The following is a 24,853-nucleotide window of genomic DNA, read 5'->3' as shown; positions in this document are numbered from 1 at the left end:
TGCATGGCAATAATAACTGGCATTGTTCTGCTGATTCAATATTCATCCAACTAAAAGCTTTCAAAATGAAAAAAAATATGGGAACCGCAGACCGAATTATCAGGATAATAATCGCTGCAATCATTGCAACACTGTATTTCAATGGTATGATCACCGGCACTTTGGGCATTGTTTTATTAGTTCTTGCCGGCGTTTTTGTACTCACCAGTTTAATTAGTTTTTGTCCGCTGTACACCCTTTTCGGACTAAATACCTGCCCGTCGAAGATTAAGTAATCATTAATAGATAGCTTCAGAAGTCAATTTTGGGCATACCAGAAGTAAAAAAATATCCTGATTTCAACTGCTGAAGTTTTTTGGGAGGACTATTTATAAAGTTTTGTGAAAAGAGTCCCTAACAGTGGTTTAAGGCGACTATGGGTTAGCTTTAACAAGTGAAGTTTCCTATCTTTAAAAGAAAAGAAAGTACTCTGACCTTAAAAAAGCGAAAATGAAAATTTACGAAGCCATCAAAAAAGATCACGAGATCCAGAGAGATCTGTGTTATAAAATTGTAAAAACCTCTGGTAATTCAGAAGAAAGAAAAGAGCTCTGGAAAAAGTTAAGAAGAGAGCTGGAAGTACATGCCGTTGCCGAAGAACGCTATTTCTATTCTCCTCTTATTGATACCGATAAAATGCAGGAAGACGCCAGACATGGGATGGCCGAGCATCATGAAATGGACGAATTGATCCATGAGCTTGAAGAAACCGACATGAGCTCACCACATTGGCTGGCTACAGTAGAAAAATTAGTGGAGCAGGTAGAACATCATCTGGACGACGAAGAAGAAGATTTTTTCAAAAAGGCTAAAAAAGTGTATTCTGAAAAGGAAGCCCAGGCTTTAGCAAAGAACTATGAAAATACCATGCAGGATTATCGAAAATCCTGGCCCGAGTCCATTCCCGGAAATGACGGCAAGGGTGAAGAATAACCTCATAAAAAAAGACCTTTCAGAATTTGAAAGGTCTTTTTTTAGCTAGCACAAGCTTACCTCAGCTTATTCCTTTTTAGAATAGGCCCCAGCCTGCCTTTTATATCATTTGATGCGTCCACAAGCATCTGTTCTGTCGATGGGAAAGGATGGTATCCGTTTTTAAGCAATTCCTTGTCTTCATTAGATAAAAGTCTTTCATCTCCCTTGAATCGGGCGAAAACATTCTCGAAAACAAATTCAGTTTCCAAAGGATAACTTTTCATCAACTGTCTTTTGTCAAGATCTAAATAATCAACCTTACCCTCAAGTGCAAGAGATTTGGTTTGAATCGTTTTGTACAGCGTTCCCTTCACCTTTATAAAATTTTCGATCTTGATCTTATTTCCAAGACTGTCTAAAACATAATCCCCTTTTCGATCCCTTTGATAAGAATACCCGTCAAGGATCTCGGCTTCCAGTGGAATTTCTTTTTCTAGAACCCTTTCAGGAGAAATATGGATCTCCCTAAAATTAAGGTTCACAGCAAAATCGTATTTATAATCCTGATTTTTGAAAGCATGATATTCTGTCCAAAAATCATCAAGTCCATAGGTGTTGAAGTCGAGTAATTCATTTTCCAAACTTCTTGGAATCACGAAAGGCGTCTGGTTGTGCAGTTCAACCACCACAAAATCGGTCCCTTGAAAATGGGTTTCCTCCAGTAATTGCTCAGTATCCCTGTAATTTGGAGAAAGTCTTTGCAACTCCATAAAAACAGTATAGGCATTCCTGTAAGCCAGCTTATCTTTTTGTTCCATCATGGATCTTCCGTCCTGATAAAGCACCTCTGCATATGCATTTTTCGCATCTATGATTTCATCGGAATAATCCCCGAAATTGAAGTTTGCCTGGCGGTTACTGTCTACTATATACATCGGTAATAAAGGGATGATACTATTTTGGATCCTTCTGAGGTTGGAATAAATGTGATAGATTTCACGGCTGTTCGCAGGATTCCCTTCTTTTTCCAAAAAAGCGATCCGCTTTTTCTCAGCTTCGGTCAATTTTTTAAAAGCAGCTTCCAGAATTAAAATATGTTCCTGGTTCCCTTTGCGGGTTTTGTCTTTTTGAAGTTTACCCACAGCAATTGCGATGGCTTCATTATAATTTCCCTGGTTCAAAGCCTGCTGACTGCGCTTCACACTACTGCAGGAAGCAAGAATAAAAAACCCGATTAGAATGAGTAGTTTTCGTTTCATGGCATATTAGTTAGAGGGTTAATAGATTTACTATTAACATTTAACATACCAAAAATAGGTAAAAGGGGTTTCTAATTACCTTCGGAAGCCTTTTTCCTTCATCCTTTTTTCCAAAATTGAACCTTATTCCCATTATTCTGAAATGACTATTTTCAAGGAAATTAATTATCTTCATTAAAATCAAAGCGTCAACCGTACTGAAAATTAGCTGTTTGAAAATGAGAGGAAGGTTCATTCATAACTCTTGAAAGCAGTTTCAAGAACCACTTATGGAGAACCTGATTTTTTAAGCATTCGGGAAATACACAGGACTAAATTAAAAAGCACCGGTGAATCACCGGTGCTTTTAATGTTTTAGACCTTCAGGATTTATTCCATTTCCTGAAGCAGCTTATTGATCTCATCCAGTTTAGGGGTAAGTATCACTTCAATTCTACGGTTCTTCGCTCTGCCTTCAGCAGTGTCATTAGAAGCAATAGGAGCATATTCTCCTCTACCCGCAGCTGTAAGGTTTTGAGGATCGATCCCTGAATTTTGTCTCAATAACTGCACTATGGAGGTCGCACGTTTTGTAGAAAGATCCCAGTTATCTGTCAGTTGTCCACTTCCGTTAAACGGCACATTATCTGTGTGCCCTTCGATCAAGACGGCGATATCAGGGTTTTCAGCAAGAACAGATGCCAATTGGGCTACCGCTTTTTTACCTTCAGTTCCAACAGACCAGCTACCTGAACTGAACAATAACTTGTTTTCCATAGAAACATATACTTTCCCGTCTCTTTGCTCTACCGTTAAGCCTTTCCCCTCAAAATTCGTAAGAGCTTTGGAAAGTGAATTTTTAAGAGCATTCATTTTGGCATCTTTGGCGGCGATCACACCTTCAAGTTCATTCACACGCTTTGATCTTGCAGCCAGGTCTTTCTCAAGTTTTTCAAGCCTTGCCTTCTCTGTAGCCAGCGCTCTTTCCTTATTTTCAAGCTCAGCCAAAAGCTCGCGGTTTCTTTTTGAATTCTCAGCCAGCGCAGAAGAACTGTTCGCTTCTAAGGCATCATAAGAGGACTGCAATTTTGCAAGACGCTCTTTGGTCGCAGCCAATTCCTGCTCCAGACTTTCTTTTTCGGCTTTTAAATTGTCATAACGCTCATTCAACGTGGCAAGATCCTTATCGGTCTTTGTTTTGAATTGCCGGAATTCATCTTTCAATTCAGCGTTTTCTTGTTGTAGTTCCGTGTGTTGACCTTCCAGGTCTTTATACACTTTTGAAGAAACGCATGAGGACAGCACCAGACTGCTGAAAATGGCAAAGAGGGTGATTTTTTTCATTATTGGGAGGCTTTAGGTTTAATTAATTTTTATGAAGTTCCAACAATACCGGGCAATGGTCACTGTGTTTAGCTTCAGGTAATATAACGGCGCGTTTGATCTTTTCTTGCAAAGGCTCACTCACCATGCTGTAATCAATTCTCCAGCCTTTATTATTGCCCCTGGCGCCTGCTCTATAGCTCCACCAGGAATAATGTCCCGGTTCGTCATTTAGGTGCCTGAAAGCGTCAATAAATCCGCTGTCGATGAAATTTCCTATCCATTCTCTTTCTACCGGAAGGAATCCCGAAGTATTCTTAAGCCGAACAGGATCGTGAATATCAATTTCCTGGTGACAAATATTATAGTCCCCGCAAATGACAAGATGCGGAAGGTCCGTTTTCAGCTCATCAATATACTTCTGAAAATCATCCATGTACTGAAGCTTATGATCCAGCCGGGCGATATTGGTACCTGAAGGCAGGTAAAGGCTCATTACCGAAACATCTTCAAAATCAGCTCGAATATTTCGGCCTTCAAAATCCATATAATCTATACCTGTTCCAAAAGCGACGTTTTTAGGTTCTATCTTACTGAGAATAGCCACCCCGCTATAGCCTTTTTTGACCGCCGGAAACCAGGAATTGAACTTGTACCCGATATCTTCAAAGACACTTTCATCAAATTGTTCGGGAGTAGCTTTGATCTCTTGCAGGCAAACCACATCGGCGTCTACCTGTTCAAGCCATTCTACAAAACCTTTTCTGATTGCCGCACGTATTCCGTTGACGTTATAGGAGATAATTTTCATTCGATCGATTTTTTCCGAAGTTCAAAAATAAGGTTTTCGGACTTTCTTCACGAATTGAAAGAAAATATTTCCGAAGAAAAAGCGAATAAAGAAATTAAGACCTACCGCACGATGATGCGTTTGACTTTCCCTTCTTTTCGGGTACCTACTCTTACCAAATATACTCCCGGGGCGGCATAAGACATATCGAGCATATACTCATAGCCATTATAGCTCTTATCGATCCTGTTCTCCACCAGTTTTTGACCTAACATATCATGAACAGTAACCCACAAAAATTGCTGGTAACTGGTGGTAAGACGAATGTCGAAGATATTCTGGTCGGCAGAGGTAATCAGCAATTTTCCATCCTCCAAAGCTGAGGCTTCTATGTCACTTTTGATCACCACGGTATAATCCATGGTATTACCAAATTCCATCACGCTACATGGGTCATTAAGGCTCCCGGAATAGGACGTGTCTCCTGCCCTCACTCTCATGAGATGTTCTCCTAAAGGAGCATCTGCCGGGATGGTAAATTCGAACGTGTAGACGACATTCGATAATTCCAAAACCTGTGAACTAATAAGCAACTCACTTGGATCAAAGAATCCGTTGTCATTGAAATCTATCCAAAGTGAAAACCGGTTATCAGAAAATCTGCTCGATACCCCAACTTTAAAAGTTCGTTGTGACCTGTCCAAGGGTGTAGAAAGTCCGGTGAAATCGTAATACCCGTCTGTACAGTAAATATTTTCATTCACGATCTCATTCAGGTAAAAATTGTAGATCCCGTCTCCAAAACTACAGTCAGATCCTCGAGGAATACAGTTGAGATTTGCCACGGTTTCCACAACAGAATCATTCTTTTCATTAGAATCCTCGACAAGCATAGTTGTAGCGAAGATTTCATATTTTCCGGGATCCGAAAGATCTACCGGAGTCTGAAAAGTATGGGATAATTGCCCTCCAACCGCCAACTGTTGATTAATGGTTTCTTCTATAAGATTTCCTTCATCAAGTCTGTAAGCTACAGGAATATTATTCTGAGGTTCCCCTCCAAAATTTTCTACAATGACCACTACCTGCTCCATGCCAAGGTTCTCACCAGTCTCAGGAGAAATAATATCGGTTATTCCCACATCATTGGGCGGAAGGTTTCTGATAACGAGCTCCAGAAAATCATTTTCCGGATTTTCATCAGTTGACAACTGGGTGCCTGCAGAAAAACTGTAATTGGTTCCCACTTCAGAAAGGTCAGCACGGGCAGAAAAGGTAAATTCGGCTTGCTCTGTTGGCTGAATGGTGCCGTTAAAAGTTTCGGTTACAGAAGTGCCTTCGTCCACTGAATAAGTCACAGGGAAATTAGATTGAGGCGCACTTCCGAAATTTCGGATGGTCACTGTTATCTGCTCCTGACTCCCCAACGTTCCATTTTTCGGAGAAACAAGGCTTACCACTCCAACATCATTTACGTATTCTGGTGCGATCCTGAAGACCCCAACCTTATTAAGGCGGGAACCCTGCGCAAAATATTCGCCAATGAACCAGAAGGTCTCCTCATCTGTAGGGTCCACGGTTATATGAGAATAATCTCCGTAGCGGTTACTGGGATTGGCACTGACACCCTTGGCTATGGTCTCTTCCTGAAGCGTCATCATCCCAAGGGGGTCGTCGGCATATCTACCGGTATATCTTAAGGAAGGAAAAATAGGATTTTCAGGGCTATCATTCAGTACCGTGAAGCCCATCCCGATATTTCCGTTCTTATCCATTGCTATACTTCCACACCAACGGTCACTGCCATCAGGAGCGTAGGTTCCTTCCTGATACACGCTCCATGGACCACCCGAAGCATCCTGTCGTAGTTCATACCAGCGAATTCCCGCGTGTTCTACAACTGAAGGGTCGATATCTACTACAAAATTGAATACGACCGAATTATGATCTGGAAATTGACGGTATGCCGCCGGATACATGATCGCCCCCTGTAAAGCATCCACGTCGGGAGCATTTCCGGGTTGCGAAAGGTTATGGAATGACCCTCCATCAAAGACCGAATGGAAAGGAGTTACCCCATCAGAAGGGCCCAAATTCTGAGATTCTTCTATAGTAGAATTCAAAGGATCCTTCCAATCCACATTGATCAGCCATATTTTCAAATGGTCCTCATTCACCCCGAGCCAGGAATCATCCTGGTAGTACATGATCGGTGCATTGCCTTTGGGAGGCTGTTCTTTACCAACAGCAAAAAAACCTGCAGGGCTATAAAATCCGTTCACTCTTATTCCCGGTAATGGAAAGCCTAAATGTTGCGCCTCCTCTCCCAGCAATATCTTGTCCCTTTCCAGGACATAAACAACCTCATTTAAATTATCAGTTGGATCACCCGGAGCCCTAATTTCATCCGGATCCTGGTTCGTGGTGACATAATATCCGTCACCCCACACATAGAATTTGGGATAATCAGGAAAGGTGCCAGTGTCAAACCTGTAAGTATACCAACCGTCATTCACGGGATCAGGTCCTTTAGTTATCGCAACCAGCAAACTATTGGGGGAATCGCTAAACTGTGTGATCACGAATCGGTCAGCGAAACCATCATAGAAAACGATAGGGTCTCCCAGGTCTTCACCCACAAATGTTCCTCCAATAGTTTGCAGATCTGCAGGAGGAGAAAGCAAATTTCCTTCCTTATCATAAATAGCGAAAGCAGAGTTCCATGCATTCACGTAATGGTTAGGCCCTACTGCTCCGGTAGGATCAGTTGGAGTGGAACCCGAGGTAGCAGCATCAAAGACAAGAATAGGTTTCTTATTTGGTATTTGTCCAACCTCCTTTTGCCAGGCGGCATCAAGATTCTTGGGGTACCCTTTTCCGGGTACCACGATATTTGAACTTCGGTTCTTCGGATTGTATATTTTGAATTCCCCGGAAGGAGGTAAGAGATCTTTTTTGGATAAAGCTTCGGTACTGATCGCCCTGGCAGAACCTGCCAGTACAGGTTTTGACCTCTCCAAAACCTGTTGTGAAAACAGGTTTCCACTCGCCAGGAAAAGAAATAGTAAAAAAAGGTATTTTTTAAGCATTCAGGGAGCTTTTTATAAAGGCTAAATTACAGATTTAAAAATGAGTGGGAACTAAAAAAAGGATAATCCATTACTGAATTATCCTTTTTTTAACTTTAATTAAAGAAATCTCACTTATCTCTTCATCCAGTGTTTGAAGTTCACTTCAGCATCGATCACTGAGGAAAGTTCAGAGATAGGAACTCTTTTTTGCTCCATGGTGTCTCTAAAACGAACAGTAACAGTTCTATCCTCGAGGGTATCGTGATCTACCGTGATACAAAGTGGGGTTCCTGCTGCATCCTGTCTACGGTAACGTCTTCCAATCGCGTCTTTTTCGTCATACTGAACATTGAAATCCCATTTCAGATCTTCAATGATCTCCTGGGCTACTTCCGGAAGGCCGTCTTTCTTAACTAACGGCAACACGGCAGCTTTATAAGGTGCCAGGATTGCAGGCAATTTTAATACGGTTCTTGAGCTTCCGTCTTCCAATTCTTCTTCTTTTAGAGAAGCTGAAAGTACAGCCAGGAACATACGGTCAAGACCAATCGAAGTTTCGATCACGTACGGCACATAATTCTCTTTCAACTCAGGATCATAGAAACGTAGTTTTCTTCCTGAGTGTTCCTCATGAGCTTTAAGGTCGAAATCTGTTCTTGAGTGAATTCCTTCCAGTTCCTTAAATCCGAATGGGAAGTTGAATTCAATATCTGCCGCTGCATTAGCGTAATGTGCCAGTTTATCATGGTCATGGAAACGGTAGTTCTCTTCTCCCAAGCCTAGTGATAAATGCCATTTATGTCTTACTTCTTTCCAGTGTTCATACCATTTAAGTTCCTCTCCCGGACGCACAAAATATTGCATTTCCATTTGTTCGAACTCCCTCATTCTGAAAATGAACTGTCTGGCGACGATCTCATTTCTGAAGGCTTTTCCGGTTTGAGCGATCCCGAAAGGAATTTTCATCCTTCCTGTTTTCTGAACATTTGAAAAGTTCACGAAAATCCCCTGGGCAGTTTCCGGTCTTAAATACAGGTTTGAGGCGGTATCTGAAGAAGCACCTAATTTTGTTCCGAACATAAGGTTGAACTGCCTTACATCTGTCCAGTTCTTGGAACCTGTTTCAGGATCAGCAATTCCCAATTCCTCGATCAGGTTTTTTACATCCTTAAGATCCTCTTTTGTAAGGGAATCACCAAGCCTTTCTAAAATAGCTTTTCTTTCACCTAAATATCTTTGAACCCTTTCGTTTGTAGCCACGAACTGCTCCTCATCAAAAGAATCTCCGAACCTTTTTTTGGCCTTATCAATTTCCTTTTGAGCTTTCTGGTTCAGTTTTTCAGCATAGTCCTCCACAAGAACATCTGCTCTGTATCGCTTTTTAGAATCCTTGTTATCGATCAAAGGATCATTGAAAGCATCAACGTGGCCTGAAGCCTTCCAGGTTTCTGGGTGCATAAGGATGGAAGCATCGAGACCCACGATCTCCTGATGCAACTGCACCATGCTACGCCACCAGTATTCACGAATATTTTTCTTTAATTCGGCACCGTTTTGTCCATAGTCATAAACGGCACTTAGTCCGTCGTAGATTTCACTTGATGCGAAAATATACCCATACTCTTTGGCATGGGAAATAACATTTTTGAAAAGATCTTCTTGTTTTGCCATAGGGCAAAAATAAAAAAACCGCCCCGATTAGTATCAAGGCGGTTGTATTTATTATTGAATGTTTTTATCTCAGGCTAAAGGTGGTAGCTCCAATTAAGCTTGGACCATTGTATACCAGAACCTTGTAAGTTCCCTCTATAAGATTCTCTTCCAGGGTATTGGCCAGAATACAAACGTCAAGTTCCTCATTTTCATAGAACACTTTGGTAGCAGCACTATATACCATCACCCCACCATCATGTTGAACAGCGATCTGGTCTCCCACAAGATTGTTGTTTGGGTTATAGACCTGAACGTAAAGTTGTTTCTCACCGGCTTCGGCAAGGGCATTCGGGGTAATTGAAAAACAGGTTCTAATCTTGTCAACCCTTCTGGTACGGTCATTTTCAACCAAACGGCCACTGTTTCTTTCGATCACACCTTCTCCTCGCAGGTTACTCACTTTTAATTGAGATGCCTGGTCGATCTTGTTAGCCATCACCTGGGTTTGCACCTTCAGGGAATCAGAAAAACGGGTTCTTTCAAGTAACACATTATTGGTGCTATCAATTTCAGTGATCAGCATTCTGTTCTGGTTACTTAAACTATCCACCACTCTGAACAATTCTTCTTTTTCAGCTTTCAGATTGCTCACTTCTCTTCGGAAACGAGAGATCAAAGCAAGGTTCGCTTCATTATCTTTAACCGAATCACGAAGCATAACGATGCGCTCTCTGGCTGCTACAAGTTCAGAATCAAGACCCTCATTCTCTTCGATGGCTTCATCATATTTTATGATCAAGTCATTCAATTCTCCTTCGATAACTGCTTTCTCTTTTTCTAAAAGCTCTTGGTTTTCTTTTTCTTCGTTATAAAATTTAACCGTGTATATTCCTAATGCGATCAAAGCGACGGCTAATACACCGGTAAGGATCTTTAATGCATTATTACTTTTTTGGTCAGACATAATTGTAGTATTTTCAGTTTACTTTGTAAATTTATAGGTTTTGCGCCTGTTTTCACTAATTTATTAACAAATGTTTCACGATTTACTAGACTTATTATTCCCGCGTCTGTGTAATTTCTGTGAAACAGCATTACTCCCCTCTGAAACAGTCCTTTGCACCGACTGTTTACACACTCTCCCGACACTTCAAAACCATCTTGAGCCGGATAATGAAACCGACAAGATCTTCTACGGAAGAATTCCTATCGAGAACGCAACTTCCTTACTTTTATTTGAAAAAAAAGGAATCACCCAAAAATTAATTCACAACCTGAAATATAAGGGACATCAGGAAATTGGAAGTTTTCTTGGAAAGTGGCTGGGAGAAGAACTAAAGACTGAAAAGAGATATAAAGAAATTACCGCTGTGATTCCTGTACCACTTCACAAGAACAAGTTAAAAAAACGCGGTTATAATCAGGTTGAAAAATTCGGGAAAGAGATAGCAGCAGCCCTTCAGGTTCCTTATAATGATCGGGTTCTTTTGAAAAAGTCGGCTTCGGACACGCAAACCGTCAAAAAAAGGTTCGCCCGCTGGGGCAGTATTGGCGAAACATTTGTTGTTGAAGAGCCAAATTCTCTGGTAGGCGCCCATATTTTACTGGTCGATGACCTGGTGACCACAGGAGCCACACTCGAAGCCTGTTCAGAAAAACTTTTACAGATACCGGGAATAAAGATCAGTATTGCCACTATGGCTGTCACGCACTGAGGCTTCAGAAATAAAAGAATAAATCGTTTCTTTGTACAAATTCCATTCGAATGAAAAGACCCGGTTTCAGTGCCTTGATTATGATACTAGTTGTTTCGGTTTTTGCCGCTTGCGCAAAAAGAGGAACTCCTGACGGTGGCCCAAAAGATGAAGTTCCACCAAAGTATGTACGCGCGAAACCCGAAAATTTCACTACTAATTTTGATGCCCGCGAGATCAGGATCTATTTTGATGAATACATCAAGATGAACGATCCACAACGGCAGATCATTATTTCTCCTCCTATGGATCCAAGGCCTGAGATCACCCCTCTCGGAACCGCCAGTAAATCTATCAGGATCAACATTTCTGACACTTTACAGCCCAACACTACATATACCATTAACTTCGGAAGAAGTATTACCGACAATAATGAAGGAAATCCGTTGGATTATTTCACGTATGCGTTTTCCACCGGACCTTACATCGATTCTCTCACAGTTTCAGGAAATGTTTCTGATGCCTTGCTGAAAGTTCCGGATCCTTTCATTTCGGTGATGCTGTATGAGGTCGATTCCACCTACAACGATTCGGCTGTTTACAATAGAATTCCAAGGTATATCACCAATACACTTGACAGCGCCACCACTTTTCAGCTTAAAAATTTAAAAGAAGGTACGTATCAATTGGTGGGAATGAGAGATGTCAACAATAATTACACTTTTGAGCCGGGGACTGATAAGATCGCCTTTGCCGATGAATACATCACCATCCCTACGGAATCTGTCTTTGACCTGATACTTTTCAAGGAGCTGGTTGATTTTAAATTCACAAAGCCTCAGCAAAAATCGGAACAGCATTTACTTTTTGGATATGTGGGTAAACCTCAACCAGACAGTCTAAACATCGAACTACTTACCCCAAAGCCCGAAGGTTTTACGAGTACCATTACCAAAGATGCCGATAAAGACACTTTACACTATTGGTACAAACCGGCTAAAGTAACAGACACTTTACGTTTTGCAGTACAAATGCCCGGTTACCGCGATACTTTGATCACAAGATTAAAGGAGATGGACAGAGATTCCCTGCAGATCTCGTTTGAACCTAAGTCTTCGATCAATTTTGAACAGGACCTGAAGATCATTCCAAACATACCATTTTCCAAGACCAATGATTCTTTGATAAGCATCACAGATAAAGACACCTTACCGGTGCCCTTTAAGACAAGGTACGATGACTGGAAAAATGAGTACATCATAACATTTGACAAGAAAGAAAGTTACATCTATCGCCTAACAGCTCTGCCAGGAGCCTTCACAGATTTCTTCGGAAAGCAAAATGATACTTTGAAGGCGCAGGTGAGGACCCAAGCCTTATCAGATTATGGAAACGTGGTGATCAACCTACAGAATGTGGAGCAATTCCCGGTGATCGTACAGCTAACTACCGAAAAAGGAGATGTGCAGGTAGAAAAATACAGCACCGGTGAAACTTCCCTGAATTTCAGAAATGTGAAACCCGGAAAGTATTTTCTACGTCTCATATACGACAGCAACGCAAATGGTATCTGGGACAGCGGAAGATTTCTGGAAAGAAGACAGGCCGAAAAGGTAGTTTATTTCGAAGATGTACTGGATGTTCGTGCCAACTGGGACGTCACCCAGGCCTTTAACGTAGAGTAAACCGGTCGCGGTCCTGTAAAAATTTCAGCTGGGATCGGGTTTCCTGCAATTGGTTCTTGTCCAGCACAACCTCTTCAGAAAATTCATTTTCCGAGGAATTTATGGAGATCTTTTGGCCCAGGCAATCATACACTGCCGAATGACCCACGTAGTCCAGATCTTTTCCGTCTGTTCCCACACGGTTCAGACCGATACAGTAGCTCATATTCTCAATGGCACGGGCCTTTAAAAGGGTATCCCATGCCATAATTCTTGAAGCCGGCCAGTTTGCCACATAGATTAGGATATCATAATCTTCAGTATTCCTTGACCAAACGGGAAACCGAAGATCATAACATATAAGCGGACAAATCTTCCAACCTTTGAATTCCACGATCAGTCTTTCGCTCCCCGAAGCATAGGTCTCATGCTCGTTAGCCAGCGTAAAAGTGTGCTTCTTATCATATTTTTCGAAGCTACCGTCAGGAAAGACAAAATACAAACGGTTGTAATAAAGGTCATTTTCTTTTGTGATCACACTTCCCGTTATGGCAGAATCTTTTTCCGAAGCAATTTTTTGCATCCATTCCAAAGTAGGACCATGGGGAGGTTCGGCTAAGAAATGGGCATCCATGGTAAAACCGGTGGTAAACATTTCGGGTAAAATAATGAGATCAACATCATTGGAAAGATCATTGATCTTCCTTTCAAAAAAGGTTCTATTGGCTTCAATATCCTCCCAAAAAAGGTTGGCCTGAAGCAGTGCGGTCGTTAATTTTTGTGTCATATGTAAATTTATCAAAAATTGTCGGGATGCTGCTAAATACGTGTTAAATGCTTGTAAAGCACTGATGCAATGAATAGTTTTAATTGCCTAAAAAAATAATTGCTATGAATTTGAATAATTTTTTCGAGAAGGATTCTTATCCTTCAAATGCCTCTCGCGGAATCCTGGCGGGTTTTATCGGCGGTCTTGCCGGCAGTGCCATCAAATCAACTGTTGAACGCTTCCTACAAGTTAGAAAGATCGATGAGAAATCGGCACAGATCAAGGTTATGGACCAGCTTGCCGTTAAATTCACGGGGACCCCTATCAAAATTGAAAATGAAGCAATCGTGGAACAAATGGTCAACATTCCCCTGGGAGCGACTGTAGGAGCAGTGTATGGCTACGGAAAAAGGGACCGGCAAGAAACCAATATCCTGGACGGTGTTATCCTGGGAGGAACCACCTGGGCTTCTACACATGAAACCAGCCTTCCACTAATGGGACTTGATCGAAGTCCTGAAAAGATTCCATTAAAAACACAGCTCCACGAACTCGCAGCTCATGTAATATTTGGAGTTACCACGGAAGTTGTTAGAGGTTTTGTAGATGAAAAACTTCGGAAAAGAGAGGAGGAAAATTAAACCTCGAACTTTTTCAGAATTTCGGAAGCCCTTACGAGGGTTTCTTCTTTTTTAGCAAAGCAGAAACGCAGTTGCTTGTGATCTAACTGATCTTTGTTGAAAACAGAAACCGGAATACTGGCCAGTTTATATTCCAGAATAAGTCGGCGGGCAAAATCAACATCCCGTTCATCTGTAATAGCCGAATAATCCAGTAATTGGAAATAGGTTCCGTTCGACGGAATTGCCTTAAACGGGGTATCTTTAATCAATTCAAGAAATCGATCTCTTTTCTCCTGGTAGAACTTACCTAGATCCAGATAATGCCTGGGCTCTTTGAGGTATTCAGCGAAAGCCCTTTGGGTTGGATGGTGAACACAAAATACGTTCACCTCCATCACCTTCCATATCTCTTTCATTAATTCTGAAGGAGCTACGCAATATCCCATTTTCCAGCCGGTATTATGAAAGGTCTTTCCGAAGGAAGCACATACAACCGCTCTTTCTGCGAGTCCCGGAAATGCCGATGCACTATGGTGCTTAGCGTCGCCAAAAACAATATGCTCATAAACCTCATCACTTAGAACAATGATATTGGTATCCCGAAATATTTCTTCAAGACGGGTCATGTCTTCCTTACTGAACACATTCCCGCTAGGATTATGGGGCGTGTTTATAATGATCATACGGGTCTTAGAAGAAATAGCCTGCTTTACCTCCTCCCAGTCCACACTATACTCCTTACCTTTTAATTGCACCAGAACGGGTTTCCCACCATTCAGCTCAATAGCCGGCTCATAACTGTCATATGCAGGTTTCAGTACTATCACCTCATCACCGGGATGAACAAAAGCCGTAATAGCTAAAAACAATGCCTGGGTTGCACCGTTTGTGACAGTGATTTCCCTGGAAGGGTCATATTCCTTTCCGTGGAGCGAAGCAATTTTTTGAACGATCTGCTCTCTCAACTTAGGGACACCTGCAAGTGGAGCATATTGATTATACCCATCATTCATGGCCTTGGTGACAAGATCTTTCAAATGATCATCTGTTTCAAAATTGGGATAGCCCTGAGAAAGATTTACGGCATTGTGATCAAGAGCCATTTTCCCCATTACCGAAAAAATACTGGTTTGATGATCGGGTAGTTTTGAGTGTTTATCGAAGTTCACAGCAATTTTGTTTGTCCTCAAGGTGCAAAAAAAATCCCGGACTGCAAAGCCCGGGATCTCAACTATATCAGTTTACTAAATTGTTTATTTAGTGCTCGCTCTTAAGTATTCACGGTTCATTCTCGCGATGTTCTCAAGAGAAATTCCTTTAGGACATTCTATTTCACAAGCTCCGGTATTGGTACAGTTACCAAAACCTTCCTTATCCATTTGCTCTACCATAGCAAGAACACGTCTGTCTGCCTCGATCTCTCCCTGCGGAAGCAAAGCCATCTGACTTACTTTTGCGGAAGTGAACAACATGGCACTTGCATTCTTACAAGCAGCCACACATGCACCGCAACCAATACATGTAGCAGCATCAAAAGCAGTGTCTGCCTTATCTTTTGGAACAAGTATAGCGTTGGCATCCTGGGTATTTCCAGAAGTATTTACAGAAACATATCCTCCGGCTTGCTGAATTCTTTCAAAAGAAGAACGATCCACCATCAAATCCTTGATCACCGGGAAAGCTTTCGCTCTGAATGGTTCAATGACAATAGTGTCTCCATCGTTGAACATTCTCATGTGCAACTGGCAGGTAGTAATTCCGCGGTCAGGACCGTGAGGCTCTCCATTGATCTGGAGGCTACAGGTACCACAAATTCCTTCGCGGCAGTCATGGTCAAATACAACAGGTTCTTCTCCTTTATCTATCAAGTCCTGGTTAAGAACGTCCAGCATTTCAAGAAAAGACATATCAGCATCAACCCCTCCAATTTGGTAGGTCTCGATTCCTCCTTTTGCATCGGCGTCTTTTTGACGCCATATTTTTAGTGTAAGATTCATATTTTATAGTATTGAGTATTGAGTATGGAGTATTGAGAAAAATCTAACTTCTCAATACTAACTTCTCAATTCTATTTATAGCTTCTTGTTTTTACTTCGATGTTCTCGTATACGAGGTCTTCCTTATGCAACACTTCGGTTCCCGGGTCACCATTGTATTCCCAGGCTGCTACATACATAAAGTTCTCATCATCCCTTAGGGCTTCCCCTTCTTCGGTTTGATATTCCTCTCTAAAGTGACCTCCACATGATTCTTCTCTGTGAAGTGCATCTTTCGCGAAAAGCTCACCTAATTCAAGGAAATCTGCCACTCTTCCGGCTTTTTCCAGCTCAGTGTTCATTCCGTTCATTTCACCCGGAATACGAACATCTTTCCAGAATTCCTCTCTCAGTTGTCTGATCTCTTCGATTGCTTCTTTCAAGTGAGTAGCATTTCTAGACATCCCAACTTTGTTCCACATGATCTTTCCTAAACGTTTGTGGAAGTGGTCAACAGATTTGGTTCCGTTGGTGTTCATCAACTTTTCAAGTTGTCCGCGCACCTTGTTCTCGGCTTCTTCGAACTCAGGACTATCGGTTGGGATAGCACCGGTTCTAATATCAGCCGCAAGATAGTCTCCCATTGTATACGGAAGCACGAAGTAACCATCAGCAAGCCCTTGCATCAAGGCCGATGCTCCCAGACGGTTTGCACCGTGATCAGAGAAGTTAGCCTCTCCGGCCGCGTACAATCCAGGAATAGTAGTTTGCAGGTCATAATCAACCCAAAGCCCACCCATAGTATAGTGAACCGCAGGATATATCTTCATTGGCGTTTCATACGGGTTCTCATCCACGATCTTTTCATACATCTGGAAAAGGTTTCCGTATTTAGCCTCTACTACTTTTTGACCCAAAGCTTTGATCTGGGCATCTGTAGCATTTTCTATTTTTTGAGTCGCAACCGCCTCTTTTCCGTAGCGCATAAAAGCACTCCCGAAGTCAAGATAAACAGCCTCTCCTGTTTTATTTACTCCGAATCCGGCATCACAACGCTCTTTAGCAGCTCTCGAAGCCACGTCACGAGGCACGAGGTTACCAAATGCAGGATATCTTCTTTCCAGGTAGTAATCTCTGTCTTCCTCAGCAAGTTCTGTTGGTTTCAAACGACCTTCTCTAATTGCTTTTGCATCCTCAAGTTTCTTCGGAACCCAGATACGTCCGTCATTTCTAAGTGACTCAGACATCAGCGTCAATTTAGACTGGTGATCTCCCGAAACCGGGATACAGGTTGGGTGAATTTGAGTGAAACAAGGGTTTGCGAAAAAGGCTCCTTTTTTATGAACCTTCCAGGCCGCGGTGGCGTTACTTCCCATCGCGTTGGTAGAAAGATAGAAGACGTTTCCGTATCCACCCGAAGCGACCACAACCGCATGAGCACTGTGTCTTTCGATCTTTCCGCTTACAAGGTCACGGGCAATGATCCCTCGCGCCTTTCCGTCTACGATCACAACATCAAGCATTTCATGACGGGTGTAAGACTCGATCTTTCCACGGTTTATCTGCCTGTTCATTGCCGAGTAAGCACCCAACAACAACTGCTGTCCTGTTTGTCCTTTTGCGTAGAAAGTACGGGAAACCAAAACCCCTCCAAAAGAACGGTTATCTAATTGTCCGCCATAATCACGTGCGAAAGGAACTCCCTGAGCAACACACTGGTCAATGATATTTCCTGAAACTTCAGCAAGGCGGTACACGTTCCCTTCGCGGGCACGGTAGTCACCACCTTTTACTGTATCATAGAAAAGACGGTAATCAGAATCTCCGTCTCCCTGATAGTTCTTTGACGCGTTGATACCTCCCTGCGCGGCAATAGAGTGAGCACGACGCGGAGAATCCTGGTAGCAAAATGTCTTAACGTTATAACCAAGTTCAGCAAGCGTGGCAGCAGCACTACCTCCTGCAAGTCCCGTTCCTACAACGATAATATCAATATTACGCTTATTGGCAGGGTTAACCAGGTTGATACTATTTTTATAATTGGTCCACTTATCTGCCAGTGGACCTTTTGGTATTTTTGAATCTAAAACTGACATAAACCTTAGTTATTGAACTTGATTAATGTAATGAAACAGGGCGATAAAAATGAACCCTAGCGGTATAAGGATAGAGAATGCAACGGTTGCACCTCTTAATCCTTTATAAAATTTCTGGTGCCATCCAACTGTCTGAAAAGAGGAAGAAAATCCGTGAAGCAGGTGAAGGGCCAGGAATATAAATGAGATCACATATAATCCGGTTCTTATTGGGTCCTGGAATTTGGCAACTGTTTCACCATAATATCTCATTGGATCTTCCGGATGGATCGCTATGTACTTGTGATAAATTTCCGGAAACCAGAAATCATAAAAGTGCAGGCCTAAAAAGGCAAGTACCACAAGTCCTGTCCATATCATGTTTCTTGACATCCAGGAAGAGTTAGCGCCACCGTTAAAACGAACGTATTTTTTTACACGAGCATTTCTGTTTTTTATTTCTAATGCAATACCCATAACAAAGTGTACGATCACACCCAAAATAAGTACGGGTTGCAACAAGAACTGAACAAAGAAATTAGTCCCCATGAAATGGGAGATTTCATTGAAAAGATCAGCACTTAAAACAGAAGTAAAATTGATAAGAAAATGCTGGAGTAAGAACAAGACTAAAAAGAGTCCTGACAATGCCATAACAAGCTTTCTTGCTATGGAAGATTTGAGGATTCCACCCATTTGATTCGAAATTTTTAAATAATTAGCCCAAAAATACGTTCTTTCAAATCATTACCAAAGATTAAGAGGTTATTTAGAATGGGTTTAAAGTAATTAACTATAACCTTTTCTTAATTGAAAAAGAGATGCTTCCGGCATCTTATTTTGTGCCATGATCACATGTGATTTCCAGCATACTTTTCGGGATCCTCGCCTTTAATTTTTTAAATTTGTGGCACACACTAAAATTTCAAATATGAAATATCATCCTATAGACCGAAATCTCTTTATAAAGAACCGCAAAAACTTTACGGCCCAAATGCAGCCGAAAAGCCTGGCGGTTTTCAATTCTAATGATATCTATCCTATTGGTGCCGACAGTACCATTCCTTTCGAACAGGCGCGGGACCTGTTCTACCTGAGTGGTGTAGATCAAGATAAAAGTATCCTTGTGCTATTCCCTGATGCTCCAAACGAGAAGCACAGAGAAATGCTTTTCCTTACCGAAACCAATGACCATATCGCGGTTTGGGAAGGTGAAAAACTCACTAAGGAAAAAGCTTTTGAAGTTTCAGGCATCAAAAATGTATTCTGGCTGAAGGATTTTGAAAAAATATTTTTCGAAGTAATGACCCAGGCAGACACTGTTTATTTCAACACAAATGAACACTACCGCGCAAATGTTGAAACTGAAACCCGTGAAGACCGTTTCATTAAATGGTGCAAAGAACAATATCCTGCGCACAGAGTTGCTAAAAGCAACCCGATACTTCAGAAGTTACGTTCAGTAAAAGACCCTATCGAACTTGACCTGATGCAAACAGCTTGTGATATTACCGAAAAAGCCTTCCGCAGAGTATTAAAATTCATCAAACCGGGAGTTTGGGAATATGAGATCGAAGCTGAATACTGGCATGAAATGATTCGCAACCGCTCCCGCGGATTTGCTTATACACCGATCATCGCCAGCGGAAAAAATGCTAATGTTCTGCACTATATCGAGAATAACCAGCAATGTAAGGAAGGGGAATTGATCCTACTGGACACAGGTGCCGAATATGCGAACTATTCCAGTGATCTTTCCAGAACCATTCCTGTTTCAGGGCGTTACACCAAACGACAAAAGGAAGTTTACAACGCTGTAAACCGTGTTAAGAATGAAGCTACAAAAATGCTTGTTCCGGGAACTATATGGGCAGATTATCACGTGGAAGTCGGGAAATTAATGACCTCCGAACTGCTTGGACTAGGCCTGCTTGACAAGGCAGATGTTCAAAACGAAGATCCGGACTGGCCTGCCTATAAAAAGTACTTTATGCACGGTACTTCTCATCACATTGGTCTGGACACCCATGATTACGGACTTTTATACGAGCCAATGGAAGCGAACATGGTCTTCACCGTTGAGCCTGGAATCTATCTTCCTGATGAAGGCTTCGGAATAAGACTGGAAGACGACGTGGTTATCCAGGAAAAAGGTGAACCGTTCAACCTAATGAGAAATATTCCTATTGAAGCAGATGAAATTGAAGAGATCATGAATTCTTAAATTTCTTGAAAGAGATAAAATCAAAGCCACAAATCACCTTTTTAAAATGGTAATTTGTGGCTTTCTTTTTTCTGAAACATTTAAAAACTATGACCATAGAATTTCAAAATAAAAAGATCCACTATACTGATACGGGCAAAGGGGAAACGCTCGTTCTCCTGCACGGATTCCTGGAATCAAAAGAGATCTGGACCAATTTCATTCCTGAATTCTCCAAATATGGTCGCATCATTACTATTGATCTACCGGGGCATGGTAAATCTGAATGCATTGAAGAAGTTCATACCATGGAATTAATGGCGCAGGTTGTGAAAGCAGTACTATCAGAGCTGGGAGTCAAAAAAGCGAATTTCATAGGACATTCCATGGGGGGCTATGTGACATTGGCATTCCTGGAGGCCAATCCTGAAATGGTCAACGAGCTCATGTTACTGAATTCAACTCCCGAAGAAGATTCCGAAGAAAAACGAACGAACCGGGATCGGGCCGTAGAAGTGGTCCAAAGAAATAAGAAAGCATTTGTAAGCATGGCGATCTCAAACCTCCTCACTCCGGAAAATGAAAAGATCTTCTCCAAGGAAGTAGCTGAACTGAAAAGGAGAGCATCGGCGTTTCCAACCAAAGGAATTACGGCCGCATTAAAAGGTATGAAAATTCGCACAAATCGAATTGAGACCTTAAAAAAGCATTCAGGACCAAAAATCATCGTTTCCGGAGCCGAAGACTCTTTAATTGACCTGATGACAATCAGATCGTTAGCAAAAAAATGTGAAACCAGTCATATCGTGCTCCCGGGGGGGCATTTAAGCTATTTGGAGTGTAGGAATGAATTCCTTAATTTGTGTATTTCATCGAAAAAATAGTCTTTTCGTCGATTTTTTGAATTTCTTTACATAGTTTTATCCTACACTAACCAATACATTGTTCAATATGCATACGAGAAAGTCCCCATTTCTATGTTCAATTGGCAGTTTAATTTGTTTGTATTTTGGCCACCGGTTGTTTATCTCGAGAAAGATAACCAATCATGTAAAGGAATATTCCTGCTCACGTTGTGGGCAGGAAATGACCGATACGGCAAATGGCTTTTTAGCCAAACTCACCCCAAGGCTTCAGGAGGCCAATTCTTTATTGGCAAATATCCATGAACGCCGGTTGAACCGTAATAAGAAACTCCTTTTTAAGGCTTCTTAATCTTCTTTTTCCTTCATGGCGTTCCAGCCACGAGCGATCAAAGGTATTTTTTGATTTGCACGGGTAATTAAGTGCATCCCCTCTTTTTCTTCGGCCATGTGACCAATCACCGTGAAATTAGGATTGCCTTTGATCTTCTCAAAATCAGATTGCGCGATAGTGAACAACAATTCATAGTCCTCACCTCCGCTTAAAGCGATGGTAGTACTGTCAATTTTAAATTCTTCACAAACAGAAATCACAGCAGGATCAAGCGGAATTTTTTCCTCATAGAGATAAACGCCTTTTTCTGATTTCTTACAGATATGAATAATTTCAGAAGATAAACCGTCACTGATATCTATCATTGAGGTAGGCTTGACATCCAACGCCTTTAATAACGGTGGGATATCCTTTCTGGCTTCAGGCTTTAACTGACGTTCGATAAGATATGTATAAGGCTCAAGATCTGGTTGTGACTGAGGGTTCACTTTGAAAACCTCTTTTTCGCGCTCCAATACCTGAAGCCCCATGTAAGCAGCCCCAAGGTCACCAGTCACTACAAGCAAATCGTTAGGTTGAGCACCACTTCTGTAAACAACATCTTCCTCTTTAGCAGATCCCAAAGCTGTGACACTTATGATCAACCCAGAAGTTGACGACGAAGTATCTCCCCCAACCACATCTACCTTATAAAGATCAGCTGCCAGCTGAATTCCAGCGTACAATTCCTCCAGGGCTTCTACCGGAAATCTGTTAGAAACCGCAAAAGAAACCGTGATCTGTTTTGGTGTGGCATTCATGGCATAAACATCAGAAAGATTAACCATTACTGCTTTATAACCAAGATGCTTTAGCGGCATGTAAGAAAGGTCAAAGTGTACGCCTTCTATTAAAAGATCTGTGGTCACAACGGCTCTCTCATCTTTAAAATCCAACACCGCGGCATCATCTCCAATTCCTTTAATGGTAGATTCATGGTTGATCTTCAAATTTTTGGTCAAATGATCAATCAATCCAAATTCACCGTATTCCGAAAGGCTGGTTCTGCTCTCCTGACTATTCTCGAACATATAAATAATTGTTTGTGTGGTGCAAAATTAAAGGTTAAATATTCAAATGACGACTGATGCGTGAAAAATCCTAAATTTCAATTCAATATCTCATTATAAGACCCCTGAAAGTTTACACATTAAACTGAATTTCAATTTTTTAACCACCCAAAAACCCTCTACAGAGCTGCGCAGCCTTAAATAGCCAAATGCAATGGCCATATTCCTTTTTCTAATGCTTTTTAGCATGGTTAAACCTATTGTTTGTATTATATTTGCACGTAATTTAGAATTAATCTTTATAAGATATGATCAAGGTAAGTGAAAGCGCCAAAAGAAGAATTACCGACCTTATGAAAGAGGACGGTTATGACGCCTTGCGCGACTACGTTCGTGTAGGTGTAAAGAGCGGTGGATGCTCTGGTCTTTCCTATGAATTAAAGTTTGACAAAGCTCAAACAGATGGGGACAAATTGATTGAAGACAACGAAATTAAAATTGTTGTAGACAAAAAAAGCGTTTTATACCTGGCCGGAACCATATTAGAGTATTCAGGCGGCTTAAATGGCAAAGGTTTTGTATTCAATAACCCAAATGCTCAGCGCACCTGTGGCTGCGGAGAGAGTTTTTCTCTCTAAAACCTGGTTTCCCTGCAGGGTTTTTGCCTTGCAACCCAACATTAAACTGAAAAAATGGCATATACTGAAGACGATTTAAAGAAGGAGCTCGACAATAAGGAATACAAATACGGGTTTTACACCGATATAGAATCGGATACATTCCCGGTAGGACTTAATGAGGATATCGTGATCGCGATCTCCAAGAAGAAGAACGAGCCCGAATGGATGACGAACTGGAGACTGGAAGCGTTCAAAGCGTGGAAGGAAATGATCGAACCGGAATGGGCAAACGTGCACTACAAAAAACCCGATTTCCAGAATATCTCTTACTATTCGGCACCTAACAAGAAACCTAAATACGAAAGCCTTGATGAAGTAGATCCAGAATTGCTGGATACTTTCAAGAAACTGGGTATTTCTCTTGACGAGCAAAAGAAACTTGCAGGAGTAGCAGTAGATGTGGTTATGGACTCTGTTTCGGTAACTACGACTTTCAAAAAGACGCTTGCTGAAAAAGGGATCATTTTCTGCTCTATGTCCGAAGCAATTCAGGAGCACCCTGAACTTGTGAAAAAATATATTGGAACCATTGTTCCTCAAAAAGATAATTTTTACGCTGCTTTAAATTCAGCAGTATTTAGTGACGGTTCATTCTGTTATATCCCTAAGGGTGTTAGATGCCCGATGGAGCTTTCAACTTATTTCCGAATCAACCAGGCAGGTACAGGCCAGTTTGAAAGAACTCTTGTAGTAGCCGATGAAGGAAGCTATGTAAGCTACCTTGAAGGTTGTACCGCTCCTTCTAGAGATGAAAATCAATTACACGCGGCAGTGGTAGAGCTGATCGCTCTTGATGATGCCGAAATAAAATATTCGACCGTTCAAAACTGGTATCCTGGAGACAAACAAGGTAAAGGTGGTGTTTTCAACTTCGTGACCAAGCGTGGTCTTTGTGAGAAGAACGCCAAGATAAGCTGGACGCAGGTAGAAACAGGATCTGCAGTAACCTGGAAATACCCTTCTTGTGTACTAAAAGGGGATAATTCGGTTGGAGAATTTTATTCTATTGCCGTAACTAACAACTTTCAGCAGGCAGATACCGGAACAAAGATGATCCACCTTGGAAAGAATACCAAGAGTACAATCATTTCAAAAGGTATTTCAGCAGGAGAAAGTCAGAACAGTTACCGCGGACTCGTACAAATAAACAGTCGTGCGGAAAACGCAAGAAATTTCTCACAATGTGACTCATTGTTGATGGGTAATAAATGTGGAGCGCATACATTCCCCTACATAGAGGCCAAAAATAAAACGGCTAAAGTTGAACATGAGGCGACTACCAGTAAGATTGGAGAAGATCAGATCTTCTACTGCAATCAGCGAGGTATTGATACCGAACAGGCGATCGCGTTGATCGTAAATGGTTTCAGTAAGGAAGTACTGAACAAACTACCAATGGAATTCGCGGTAGAGGCTCAAAAACTATTAGAGATCTCTTTAGAAGGATCTGTAGGATAAAGATATGAAAAGAACATTATTGACGCTGCTTATTGGCTTGTTCCTGCTTTCGGCTTGTGAAGGCAAGAAGAAAAAGAAAGAGGTGGAAGCACCCGTTGAAGAAGTGGTCAAAGACAGTCTTACAACTGTAGAAGCAGAATTCATTTATCTCGCCGATGCAGCTGTACTAAAAGGACGCAGCTTTATTTACGGAGTTGAACTGGATTCGGTTTCAATGGCCCTGGTCAAGAAAGTAGAACCTTTAAAAAGGGACGAATTCGATATGATCCCTGTGGTAGTTAAAGCTAAGATAATAGATAATCCCGGGCGTGAAGGTTGGGATGAGATCGCACAAATAAGAGAAATTCTGGAAATCCCGGAAAGAAAAGCGGACAGCGTAAAAACTGCCGTTCCAAACAAAAATTAGAAAACCCTGTTCAACAGGAAATTCAATAGA

At 41.6% G+C, this 24,853-nt stretch carries 22 protein-coding genes; 10 read left to right on the top strand and 12 right to left on the bottom strand.

Annotated features, from left to right (window positions below; all coding sequences use genetic code 11):
* Positions 1-65: 65 nt before the first annotated feature.
* Together ACFQ1G_RS11660 and ACFQ1G_RS11655 are read left to right on the top strand one after the other, a co-directional pair.
* Positions 66-275 (top strand): YgaP family membrane protein, encoded by a 210-nt coding sequence (locus tag ACFQ1G_RS11660; protein ID WP_380739741.1) that lies wholly within the window; start codon positions 66-68, stop codon positions 273-275.
* 214 nt (positions 276-489) lie between these two features.
* Positions 490-972, top strand: a complete 483-nt coding sequence (locus tag ACFQ1G_RS11655; protein ID WP_380739739.1) for a hemerythrin domain-containing protein — start codon at positions 490-492, stop codon at positions 970-972.
* A gap of 56 nt (positions 973-1,028) precedes the next feature.
* On the opposite strand, the gene ACFQ1G_RS11650 is transcribed toward ACFQ1G_RS11655, so the two are convergent.
* The 6 genes from ACFQ1G_RS11650 to ACFQ1G_RS11625 form a co-directional block, all read right to left on the bottom strand.
* Positions 1,029-2,213 (bottom strand): hypothetical protein, encoded by a 1,185-nt coding sequence (locus ACFQ1G_RS11650; protein ID WP_380739737.1) that lies wholly within the window; start codon positions 2,211-2,213, stop codon positions 1,029-1,031.
* 369 nt (positions 2,214-2,582) lie between these two features.
* Entirely contained in the window at positions 2,583-3,536 is a 954-nt protein-coding gene (locus tag ACFQ1G_RS11645) for an OmpA/MotB family protein (protein WP_380739736.1), read from the bottom strand.
* A gap of 22 nt (positions 3,537-3,558) precedes the next feature.
* Positions 3,559-4,326, bottom strand: a complete 768-nt coding sequence (locus tag ACFQ1G_RS11640; RefSeq protein WP_380739734.1) for an exodeoxyribonuclease III — start codon at positions 4,324-4,326, stop codon at positions 3,559-3,561.
* Positions 4,327-4,427: 101 nt separating this feature from the next.
* On the bottom strand, positions 4,428-7,394 hold the full coding sequence (locus tag ACFQ1G_RS11635) for a GEVED domain-containing protein (protein WP_380739732.1): 2,967 nt from the start codon (positions 7,392-7,394) through the stop codon (positions 4,428-4,430).
* Positions 7,395-7,508: 114 nt separating this feature from the next.
* Positions 7,509-9,047, bottom strand: coding sequence for a glycine--tRNA ligase (locus ACFQ1G_RS11630; RefSeq protein ID WP_380739730.1), 1,539 nt, complete (start codon positions 9,045-9,047; stop codon positions 7,509-7,511).
* Between the two features lie 64 nt (positions 9,048-9,111).
* Entirely contained in the window at positions 9,112-9,993 is an 882-nt protein-coding gene (locus ACFQ1G_RS11625; protein ID WP_380739728.1) for a hypothetical protein, read from the bottom strand.
* 70 nt (positions 9,994-10,063) lie between these two features.
* Between ACFQ1G_RS11625 and ACFQ1G_RS11620 the strand changes: the two genes are divergently transcribed.
* Positions 10,064-10,744 carry a ComF family protein gene (locus tag ACFQ1G_RS11620; RefSeq protein ID WP_380739726.1) on the top strand — a complete coding sequence of 227 codons (681 nt, stop codon included), beginning with the start codon at positions 10,064-10,066 and terminating at the stop codon, positions 10,742-10,744.
* A gap of 50 nt (positions 10,745-10,794) precedes the next feature.
* Entirely contained in the window at positions 10,795-12,408 is a 1,614-nt protein-coding gene (locus tag ACFQ1G_RS11615) for an Ig-like domain-containing protein (RefSeq protein ID WP_380739724.1), read from the top strand.
* Here the strand turns inward: ACFQ1G_RS11615 and ACFQ1G_RS11610 are convergent.
* The gene (locus ACFQ1G_RS11610; protein WP_380739722.1) at positions 12,395-13,174 is read right to left on the bottom strand and encodes an amidohydrolase; all 780 of its coding nucleotides are present in this window, start codon (positions 13,172-13,174) and stop codon (positions 12,395-12,397) included. The genes ACFQ1G_RS11615 and ACFQ1G_RS11610 overlap by 14 nt on opposite strands.
* 104 nt (positions 13,175-13,278) lie before the next feature.
* Here ACFQ1G_RS11610 and ACFQ1G_RS11605 point away from each other — a divergent pair, with 104 nt between their 5' ends.
* The gene (locus ACFQ1G_RS11605) at positions 13,279-13,797 is read left to right on the top strand and encodes a DUF1440 domain-containing protein (RefSeq protein WP_380739720.1); all 519 of its coding nucleotides are present in this window, start codon (positions 13,279-13,281) and stop codon (positions 13,795-13,797) included.
* Here the strand turns inward: ACFQ1G_RS11605 and ACFQ1G_RS11600 are convergent.
* The 4 genes from ACFQ1G_RS11600 to ACFQ1G_RS11585 form a co-directional block, all read right to left on the bottom strand.
* Positions 13,794-14,948: a methionine aminotransferase gene (locus tag ACFQ1G_RS11600; RefSeq protein WP_380739718.1), complete on the bottom strand. Its 1,155-nt coding sequence runs from the start codon at positions 14,946-14,948 to the stop codon at positions 13,794-13,796. The genes ACFQ1G_RS11605 and ACFQ1G_RS11600 overlap by 4 nt on opposite strands.
* A gap of 84 nt (positions 14,949-15,032) precedes the next feature.
* On the bottom strand, positions 15,033-15,776 hold the full coding sequence (locus ACFQ1G_RS11595; protein ID WP_380739716.1) for a succinate dehydrogenase/fumarate reductase iron-sulfur subunit: 744 nt from the start codon (positions 15,774-15,776) through the stop codon (positions 15,033-15,035).
* A gap of 71 nt (positions 15,777-15,847) precedes the next feature.
* On the bottom strand, positions 15,848-17,851 hold the full coding sequence (locus ACFQ1G_RS11590; RefSeq protein WP_380739714.1) for a fumarate reductase/succinate dehydrogenase flavoprotein subunit: 2,004 nt from the start codon (positions 17,849-17,851) through the stop codon (positions 15,848-15,850).
* 9 nt (positions 17,852-17,860) lie between these two features.
* Positions 17,861-18,526: a succinate dehydrogenase cytochrome b subunit gene (locus ACFQ1G_RS11585; protein WP_380739713.1), complete on the bottom strand. Its 666-nt coding sequence runs from the start codon at positions 18,524-18,526 to the stop codon at positions 17,861-17,863.
* A gap of 235 nt (positions 18,527-18,761) precedes the next feature.
* On the opposite strand from ACFQ1G_RS11585, the gene ACFQ1G_RS11580 reads away from it, so the two are divergent.
* Both ACFQ1G_RS11580 and ACFQ1G_RS11575 read left to right on the top strand, forming a co-directional pair.
* Positions 18,762-20,054: an aminopeptidase P N-terminal domain-containing protein gene (locus tag ACFQ1G_RS11580; protein WP_380739711.1), complete on the top strand. Its 1,293-nt coding sequence runs from the start codon at positions 18,762-18,764 to the stop codon at positions 20,052-20,054.
* Between the two features lie 89 nt (positions 20,055-20,143).
* The gene (locus ACFQ1G_RS11575) at positions 20,144-20,917 is read left to right on the top strand and encodes an alpha/beta fold hydrolase (protein ID WP_380739709.1); all 774 of its coding nucleotides are present in this window, start codon (positions 20,144-20,146) and stop codon (positions 20,915-20,917) included.
* 327 nt (positions 20,918-21,244) lie between these two features.
* Here ACFQ1G_RS11575 and thiL read toward each other — a convergent pair whose 3' ends face one another.
* Positions 21,245-22,300 (bottom strand): thiamine-phosphate kinase, encoded by a 1,056-nt coding sequence (gene thiL / locus ACFQ1G_RS11570; protein ID WP_380739707.1) that lies wholly within the window; start codon positions 22,298-22,300, stop codon positions 21,245-21,247.
* A gap of 287 nt (positions 22,301-22,587) precedes the next feature.
* On the opposite strand from thiL, the gene ACFQ1G_RS11565 reads away from it, so the two are divergent.
* The 3 genes from ACFQ1G_RS11565 to ACFQ1G_RS11555 are packed head-to-tail and all read left to right on the top strand — an operon-like array spanning position 22,588 to position 24,823.
* Positions 22,588-22,917: a HesB/IscA family protein gene (locus ACFQ1G_RS11565; protein ID WP_380739705.1), complete on the top strand. Its 330-nt coding sequence runs from the start codon at positions 22,588-22,590 to the stop codon at positions 22,915-22,917.
* Positions 22,918-22,971: 54 nt separating this feature from the next.
* Positions 22,972-24,417 (top strand): Fe-S cluster assembly protein SufB, encoded by a 1,446-nt coding sequence (gene sufB, locus ACFQ1G_RS11560; RefSeq protein WP_380739703.1) that lies wholly within the window; start codon positions 22,972-22,974, stop codon positions 24,415-24,417.
* Between the two features lie 4 nt (positions 24,418-24,421).
* A complete protein-coding gene (locus ACFQ1G_RS11555) occupies positions 24,422-24,823 on the top strand; it encodes a hypothetical protein (protein WP_380739701.1) in 402 nt (133 codons plus the stop codon).
* The last annotated feature ends 30 nt before the right edge of the window (positions 24,824-24,853 follow it).

The organism is Salinimicrobium gaetbulicola (assembly GCF_042676025.1).
Classification (GTDB): Bacteria; Bacteroidota; Bacteroidia; order Flavobacteriales; family Flavobacteriaceae; genus Salinimicrobium; species Salinimicrobium gaetbulicola.
This window is presented reverse-complemented; position numbering and strand designations above follow the sequence as displayed.